This window comes from [Flexibacter] sp. ATCC 35208 (assembly GCF_001975825.1).
Taxonomy (GTDB): domain Bacteria; phylum Bacteroidota; class Bacteroidia; order Chitinophagales; family Chitinophagaceae; genus Chitinophaga.
This window is the reverse complement of sequence record NZ_MTKN01000054.1, coordinates 1-7,587: the sequence shown is the minus strand read 5'-3', so window position 1 is coordinate 7,587 and position 7,587 is coordinate 1. Positions and strand designations below refer to the sequence as shown.

The window sequence follows — 7,587 nt, the reverse complement described above, 5'->3', positions numbered from 1 at the left end:
AAAGCCTTATGGGGGGGAGAGTTAGGTTACCGGTGGAAGATGCCCGGTGTTACTATTGCTGTTGCTGATACAGAGACTTTAGACGGGAAGCACTTTAGATTAATTGGTATTAATTCTAGTGTCAAGTCAATATAAAATTGTCGGATAAAGTTTCTTTAGTTTAATACGGGCTTCTTTTGTCGTAAACTGCCAGTTAATGACTGCCTTTTTGCCGTTTCTATATAATTGCCAGGCTTGCACTTCCTCTTTAATTGTTTCTATGTTATCAATTCTCCTGTTTAGACATTGTTTAGTTAAAATATTCAACTCAATTTCAGCCATATTCAGCCAACTGCCATGTTTATGTGTATATATAAATTCGAAACGATCCCATATTCGCTTGGCTTCTGCAGGAGAAAAGGTTTCGTACAAGGCTCCTGGTGAATGCGTAGCCAGGTTATCCATAACTAAAGTTATTTTGGCTGCCTTGGGGTACCACTCGTCGGCTATCTCCTTTATTAATTCAGCCCAATCCTGCTTGGTTTTTCTATCCGTTATCTTTACATATCGTTTGCCTACCAGAGGTTCATTAACCATAAAAATATTGCATACTCCACACCGCTCATATTCATAATCATGTCGTGGAGCCTGGCCTGTTCGCATTTTGACTGGTGTCCTTGTTTCACGAATAAGCTGCTTGGGTGACTCGTCCATACAAACAACGGGATACTTTTCCTATAAGGACGGGTGTATACATCAAGTACTTGTTCCATAGCTGCCACAAACTGACCATTAGCAGTGGGTGGTATTACCCATCCCTTTACTTTCCATGGTTTTAATTCGTTTTTTTTAGCACTTTACGTACTATTTCATAAGATATACTATCCACATACTCCAATTCGACTAACTTATCACCTAATAATCTGAGAGTCCATTTTGCATGGCCCTTCGGTGGTTTGCTGCAACTTAATGCATTTTATCTACTTTGCAACGGGAGATAGGATGTGCTGGCAGTGGAGCAGTCACCTTTTTAGCATATAATCCATCTTCAGAAGGAATGATATAAACAGGTCGCCTGGTTACTTTGATATACCACCGCAAAGGAGAGCAGGCCAGTTGTCGCTGCTCATCTATCCTTACTAATCTGGCGCCTGCAGGTAAAGGATTTACATCCAGCGTGATAATTTCTTCTTCTAACCCTTTAGGCAGATCGTTGCGACCACCTCTTGTTTTAGGGCTAATGACAACAGTATTTCTGATATGTTCGGCAATTACTTTACGGGAACTGATTTGACATACACCATATTCATCTGCATCTAAAATCAGCGTGCCCTGTACAACTTCACCCGGTGTTTCAGTGCTTGTTAGTAGTGGTCTCTTTTCACTTCTTATACCATGGACCCATTTTTTAAGGGCTTTCAGCTCATGTCGACTTCTCTGTAAACTATTTATCAGCTTATGTTGGTTTGTAACATCCTGTTCTAAAGAAACTATTTTCTGCTCCTGGTTTTTAATCAGGTGATCATATTGAGCTAGTTGTTCTCCCTGTTGAAAGATAGTCTGTTCGCCAGCTTCCAGTTGCTCATCTTTCTGTTTCAGTAATTGATGCTGATGACAGATTAGCTGATTCTGTTCAAAAAGGATGGCATCTTTCGTTTCACGATCCTGTTGTAAAAGCAGTAATTGTTCCTGCTGAAAAAGTATCTGCTCCTGTTGCATTGATATCGTATCCTGTAACCCTGCCTGCTGTCTCAGGCAGGCAGTATACAAGGCTTTATATGAAGTGGCAGATTTTTTCATCGCAATATTTACTATAACGAAAAAAGCAGATCATTGTTTTGATCTGCTTCGTGTAATTTCGAAAATAATTCTGTCTATTCTGCAGGAGGGTTTTTATTACCATTATGTCGGTAAAATGTGAGTCCCTTTATCAACGCTATTACTTCTGCTGCACTTAATTTCAGCGGTCCGGAAATAATACCTGGATCAGGAACTTTAAAGCGTCCTTTATCAAGTCTTCGACATAATAAGGTAAATCCGGCTGATTCATGCAACAACAACTTCAGATGCGTAAAATCACGATTCAAAAATACAAACACGTCATTATCTGATATCGGAAGTTGCATAATGTTATTTACAATTCCACAAAGTCCCGCAAATGATTTTCGCATATCTGCAGGCTGGGTATATAAAAAATAACGATGTCGATCTGTCAAAACAATAATAGCACTCATGATATCAACGCTTTTAAATAAGCCGCGCTTACCGGTTGATAAATACGGATACCCCTGAATTCGGCAAATAAACAACCTGTACTTTGCGGAACCTCAACATCCGGAGCAGAAGGGATGAGTTCTATAAAACTACTATTATTTACTCTCCTGTTTAAATATCGCTTGCGCCAATTAAAAAATGTAGCCTGACTGATGCCTTTATCAGCACAAAATGTCTTCATACTAACATTATTCCGATCAAATTGCTCCAACAAAATGATGATCTCCTCAGATGAGTATCTGGAATGGGAAGTCTTTTTCGTTTTACTGTTCATCTTTTTTAGGGCCAAGGTATATCAGTATCGAATCATGGCAGCGACTCCCCTCGTTAGAGGTTTACGATTTTGCTATATCAAAGCATTTGGTGGCAGATCTGCAGGCGATATTACCGTTACGGCAGTGGACCCATGTGGTATTGCAGGGTCAGGGTTTGAACAGTGGAGACCTGGCGGTGTATGTGAATGGGGTATTGTGTCCATTGAGTGCAGGGGCCCCGGCAGGTGGTTGTGGGTGGACGTTGACGAATACGGGGTCAGGGTTTATCTATCCTGAGAATTTGAGTACGCTGAAGCATTTTCGGTTATACAACAGGTTGTTGTCGGGGGCGGAGATAGCGGCGAATGCGGCAGTACCTTGTCTGGGGTTAAGTCCGGCGTATGATACGGTGCTTACAAAGTCGTTAAGTTATTGGGGGCGTTATAATCTGCCTGCTGTTACGGGGGATGGCAGTACGGTAGAGATGCAGTTTTCGGCGGTGTATCCGGGGCATACGCTGGCGACGTCTTATGGTTACCAGTCGTTGAATGGTATCACGCAACAGCGTACGCCGGATGCGGGAGTAAGTAGTTACTGGTATGACAGGTTAGGGAGGTTGGTGACATCGCAGAATGCGGAGCAGGTGGTGCCTGTGAATGGTGGTGCTACAGGAAGGTATAGTTATACAAAGTATGATGCACAGGGGAGAGTGATAGAGGTAGGAGAGAAGAGTGGAGCTAGCCTGACAGGATCAGAGATATTTATGTCTTCGCCGGAGGTATTTTTGGGTGCGGGAAGTGATGCACAGATAACGAGAACATTTTATGATGAGGCGTATGCAGCAGCGGGATTGAACCAGGAGAACCTGCGTAAGCGGGTGGCGGCGACTACTTACCAGGATGCGGGAACTACGCCTTTGCAGGCGAGCTATTATAGTTACGACCAGATAGGGAATGTAAAGACGTTGTGGCAGCAGGTGCAGGATCTGGGGGTGAAACGGGTGGATTATCAATATGATCTGGTGAGTGGCAAGGTGAATAAGGTTCGTTATCAGCGTGGTGGGGCAGATCGGTTTTATTATAATTATCAGTATGATGCGGAGAACCGGTTGACGAAGGCGGGTAGTGGAATAGATAGTGTATCGGCAGATGGCTGGGAGATTATGAATCCGAAGACAGATGCGGGGTATCGTTATTATCTGCATGGACCGTTGGCAAGGATGGAATTAGGGGATATGGAGCTGGTGCAGGGAGTAGATTATGCGTATACCTTGCAGGGGTGGTTAAAGGGTGTGAATGGGAACTATCTGACAGCAGGTACTGATATGGGTCGTGATGGGGTGATAGGGGGCATAAGAGGGGCAATAGCGCGGGATGCGTATGCATATAGCCTGGATTATTATGCGGGGGATTATAAGGCGATTGTTGATACGAATTCATTGGGTTTGAAATGGGTTGGACAGACGGGGGATGTGATGGGGCGGAATTTGTATAATGGGAATATCAGCAGGAGTACATTAGCACTTTCAAAAATCAATTCCGGGAATCCTGTTGGGTATTCTTACCGGTATGATCAGTTGAACCGTTTGACGGCGATGCGTCAGCATTCGCTGGTTAATGGAGCGGCCAGCTGGAATGTTTTATCTGTTGGAAATGCTTATAAGGAGGATATCAGTTATGATGGGAATGGGAATATATTGCGGTATACGCGGTATGGGAGTGGAGCTGGGGGCAAGCAGTTGCAGATGGATAGTTTGAAGTATGTGTATGCGCGGGATGGTCAGGGGTATTTGAGTAGTAACAGGTTAACGCAGGTGTTGGATAGTATTGCGGGGGATCCTTATACGGAGGATGTTTCAAGTCAGGGGGTAAATAATTATATTTATGATAATATTGGTAATTTGATTGCTAATGTTAGGGATAGTATAGTTAATATAAAGTGGACGGTGTATGGGAAGATAAGTGGGATTATGAAGGGGGATGGAAGTTCTTTGGAATATAGGTATGATGCGGGCGGGAATAGGGTGTATAAAGGTTATACGCATGGCGGAGTGACGGATAAGACGTGGTATGTACGTGATGCGGCGGGGAATGTGCTGGCGGTATATGGGAATGTTGGAGGCGGGAGTGATCAGTACTGGAAGGAGCAGCATTTGTATGGGAGTAGTAGATTGGGATTGTGGGAGCCTGGATTGGTAGTAGGTGGAGAAGTGGATTCGACATGGAATAAGGTGGGAGTGAGGAGGTATGAGTTGGTGAATCATTTGGGGAATGTGTTGGTGACGGTGAGTGATAAGGGTCTTCCGGAAGGTGATCATTATGTTGCGGAGGTGATGAGTGCTGGGGATTATTATCCTTTTGGGATGGGGATGGGGGATAGGAAGTGGAGTTTGGGAGGGTATAGGTATGGGTTTAATGGGAAGGAGAATGATAATGAGGTGAAGGGAGAGGGGAATGAGATTGCGTTTGAAGCTCGGGCATATGATTCTCGAGTAGGGAAATTTTTGTCTATTGACCCATTAACCAAGAACTATCCAAATAATTCTCCTTATATTTTTGGGGCTAATAACCCAGTTACTTTTATAGATGCGCTTGGAATGTGGCCTGATTGGCCTGGTTGGCTTAGTTTGCCAGATCATGCTCCTACGAATACGTGGGAATATATGCAAGCCGCATTTTGCGATGCATGCCAATTTGTACAGGAAGGTAGACTTACTGGTTGGACAGAGGCCGGAAGATATAGGCAAGGCGTGGCATATAATGCAACGATGTCCACATTAGCAGGTTCTATAAATGGAAATCTTAGCAATTATAGTTTTGGCCTTTTGAATAGATCAGCGGAGAGCATTGGAATAAATGATGATTACGCTGGTTATTACGATAATGCGACCCTAATAACAACATTATTACATGGTGTATCTGGTGGTACAGGTGCAGCACCCCGAGGAGCCTTTGCTAGTAGCGGAGAGGCTGTTGCTGTCAATGCGGTAAACCTTAAACTTAATTCTTCAACAATTGTATTAGCGGCAGCAATAAAAAATAAGGTGGATGGTACAGCAAGAGAAGAAGCTGAATTTGAGAGCCTGGTAGAACAAAATCCTGATGCACAAATTTGGAGGGAACGATATTTGCGTGATGCAAATGGAAAAATTGTTAAAGATCCTGTTACGGGAACAGGAAGGAGAATTGATTTTAGTGTTGTGATGAAAGATAAAGTGAGTAATTTAGTGGAAGTAACCAGTCTGACAGCTGACAAAACTCTTCAGACGCAAAAAGAAGGACGTATTAGAGCGGTAGGCGGTACATATATTAAAGCACCTGGTAAAAAAGGTATATTATATCCGGTTCAAGATATTGTAACACAATTTAGTAGACGTAAATAATGAAAGATTTTCCAATTGATAAAGCTAGTTGGCACACTCAGAAACCTAGAAATTATGAGTTTGATAGTACCATAATTTATAAGTATTTCCGAAGTATTATTGATTATATGTTTGCAAATGGATTGTTAAATAATCCAATTCTTGTAGCTGATCAGGAGGTTACTGATGATACCCAAATAATGGCGTCTGATTTGACGCCAGAAGGGTTTCAATTTGTAAAGGCAGTTTATGGAAAATGGACAGACAAGGTAGTTGATGGAAAAATTTCTCCGGATGATTATAAATTATTAGATAAGGCATTGAAGAAGATTAGGAAGCCAAAATAGCCGAAGGGTTGACCTGAAAGTTTACAAAACTATTAAACGGTCCCNNGGGACCGTTTAATAGTTTTGAGACCGTAAAAATTCCTGTGCTAACGGCCTATAATGGTGACTTATCATAATAGGACCCAAACCGGGAAGGCGCTGCTGCCGCACCATTCCCCATCCCGGCAGGGTTTCAAACAATGGGAAGGAGCTTACTAAAAAAAAATCACACTGCCGCTTATCTAAATCGCACCCGTAGTACAACATTAACAGCGTTTCAGCTGGATCCATTATTGTCTGCCTGTGATCCTGACAACGCAGCTTGTACCTATGTGACACCCGCGATCACTATCCCTGCGATCATTCAATGTAATACAAAGGCTGCATGTGCATCCTGTACAACTATCAATGATCTTTATACCAGTTTTAAATCAACCTATCCTTCACTAAAACCAACAAAAGAAGAAGGGGATAGCACCATGCAACAACAGGTGAATTCCCTATTCGCTGCTTACATGAATAACCATACCGGCTTCTCCAAACAGGCATGGGAGTACCTGACATTTATCGGGGATACCTGTACATTATATAGTTCCAAAGACAGCACAGTTTGTGTGAATAATGGCATGTTGCATACGTATGGCAACGATGATAAAGATATGATCCTCGATATGCAGCGGACCCAGGATGACGGGTACATCATGGCTGGTTATACCACTACCGGTAGCGATCAGGAATCTACTCAAAGCGGATTCTGTAGGTAATGTAGTGTGGGCGAAGACATATAAGGCCAATGGCAATGAGTACTTTAACAGGATGAAGCCCACCTTTGACGGTGGTTATATTGCTGTAGGTACGGTTACCAATACGGAAACTGCAGCAAGAGATATGTGGCTTGTGAAGACCAATGATACCGGAAAGGTGGTATGGAGTAAGCGTTTAGGATTTAACACAGCAAATGGAGAAGTAGGTCAGGATGTGATACAGCAAACGGATAGCTCTTATGCCTTTATCGGGAAAACTAATTTTTATGGTAGTTTTACTGATGGAATGATCGGTGTTGTTTCAGCTGAGGGTAGCACTCAATGGATAAAGCAGTTTGGTTATAACAATGGAGACGATGGCTATTCCCTTGTACAGAATGGAGATAAATTAGTAGCTTTTGGGTGTACTTGCTATTTGTCTTATTTCAACAGCGTCCACAAAACTCAACAAGAAGGTGACACATGCTGTAATCTTTTTCCAGCAAAATGGCTCAAAGGGATTTATGCTAGTAAATGTCATAGAAATGGTAAATCCAGAGGAAGTACCTGCTAACAAAGCACACAATACATTTACAAATAAATTACAATAGATGGAGACTTTAGCTATAACAATAGTCCGGTAAGTTTTC

Annotated in this window: 7 protein-coding genes and 1 pseudogene; 4 read left to right on the top strand and 4 right to left on the bottom strand. The window is 42.6% G+C overall.

Annotated features, from left to right (window positions below; translation table 11 throughout):
* Positions 1-126: 126 nt before the first annotated feature.
* The 4 genes and pseudogenes from BW716_RS26515 to BW716_RS26500 all read right to left on the bottom strand — a co-directional run.
* Positions 127-952 (bottom strand): annotated as a pseudogene (locus tag BW716_RS26515) (IS630 family transposase); the annotation flags it as partial.
* Entirely contained in the window at positions 946-1,779 is an 834-nt protein-coding gene (locus BW716_RS26510; protein ID WP_083727801.1) for a hypothetical protein, read from the bottom strand. The pseudogene BW716_RS26515 and the gene BW716_RS26510, both read right to left, overlap by 7 nt.
* Positions 1,780-1,853: 74 nt before the next feature.
* The gene (tnpB, locus tag BW716_RS26505) at positions 1,854-2,213 is read right to left on the bottom strand and encodes an IS66 family insertion sequence element accessory protein TnpB (protein ID WP_083727799.1); all 360 of its coding nucleotides are present in this window, start codon (positions 2,211-2,213) and stop codon (positions 1,854-1,856) included.
* Positions 2,210-2,527 (bottom strand): transposase, encoded by a 318-nt coding sequence (locus BW716_RS26500; protein ID WP_143709051.1) that lies wholly within the window; start codon positions 2,525-2,527, stop codon positions 2,210-2,212. The genes tnpB and BW716_RS26500 overlap by 4 nt, the downstream gene beginning before the upstream one ends.
* On the opposite strand from BW716_RS26500, the gene BW716_RS26495 reads away from it, so the two are divergent.
* The 4 genes from BW716_RS26495 to BW716_RS26480 all read left to right on the top strand — a co-directional run bounded on the left by BW716_RS26495 (position 2,485) and on the right by BW716_RS26480 (position 7,511).
* The gene (locus BW716_RS26495) at positions 2,485-5,889 is read left to right on the top strand and encodes an RHS repeat domain-containing protein (RefSeq protein WP_083727795.1); all 3,405 of its coding nucleotides are present in this window, start codon (positions 2,485-2,487) and stop codon (positions 5,887-5,889) included. The two genes, BW716_RS26500 and BW716_RS26495, sit on opposite strands and share 43 nt — an antisense overlap.
* Positions 5,889-6,215 carry a hypothetical protein gene (locus BW716_RS26490; RefSeq protein WP_083727793.1) on the top strand — a complete coding sequence of 109 codons (327 nt, stop codon included), beginning with the start codon at positions 5,889-5,891 and terminating at the stop codon, positions 6,213-6,215. Before BW716_RS26495 ends, BW716_RS26490 begins: the two co-directional genes overlap by 1 nt.
* Before the next feature lie 179 nt (positions 6,216-6,394).
* The gene (locus BW716_RS26485) at positions 6,395-6,958 is read left to right on the top strand and encodes a hypothetical protein (protein ID WP_083727791.1); all 564 of its coding nucleotides are present in this window, start codon (positions 6,395-6,397) and stop codon (positions 6,956-6,958) included.
* Positions 6,882-7,511, top strand: a complete 630-nt coding sequence (locus tag BW716_RS26480) for a hypothetical protein (protein ID WP_179091280.1) — start codon at positions 6,882-6,884, stop codon at positions 7,509-7,511. The genes BW716_RS26485 and BW716_RS26480 overlap by 77 nt, the downstream gene beginning before the upstream one ends.
* Positions 7,512-7,587: the final 76 nt, after the last annotated feature.

What these genes read in the sequence shown, in the direction of transcription:
- BW716_RS26510 (WP_083727801.1), bottom strand. Translation starts at nt 1,779, where the DNA reads ATGAAAAAATCTGCCACTTCATATAAAGCCTTGTATACTGCCTGCCTG.
- BW716_RS26480 (WP_179091280.1), top strand. Translation starts at nt 6,882, where the DNA reads ATGACGGGTACATCATGGCTGGTTATACCACTACCGGTAGCGATCAGG.
- BW716_RS26490 (WP_083727793.1), top strand. Translation starts at nt 5,889, where the DNA reads ATGAAAGATTTTCCAATTGATAAAGCTAGTTGGCACACTCAGAAACCT.
- BW716_RS26485 (WP_083727791.1), top strand. Translation starts at nt 6,395, where the DNA reads ATGGGAAGGAGCTTACTAAAAAAAAATCACACTGCCGCTTATCTAAAT.
- BW716_RS26495 (WP_083727795.1), top strand. Translation starts at nt 2,485, where the DNA reads ATGAGTATCTGGAATGGGAAGTCTTTTTCGTTTTACTGTTCATCTTTT.
- BW716_RS26500 (WP_143709051.1), bottom strand. Translation starts at nt 2,527, where the DNA reads ATGAACAGTAAAACGAAAAAGACTTCCCATTCCAGATACTCATCTGAG.
- tnpB (WP_083727799.1), bottom strand. Translation starts at nt 2,213, where the DNA reads ATGAGTGCTATTATTGTTTTGACAGATCGACATCGTTATTTTTTATAT.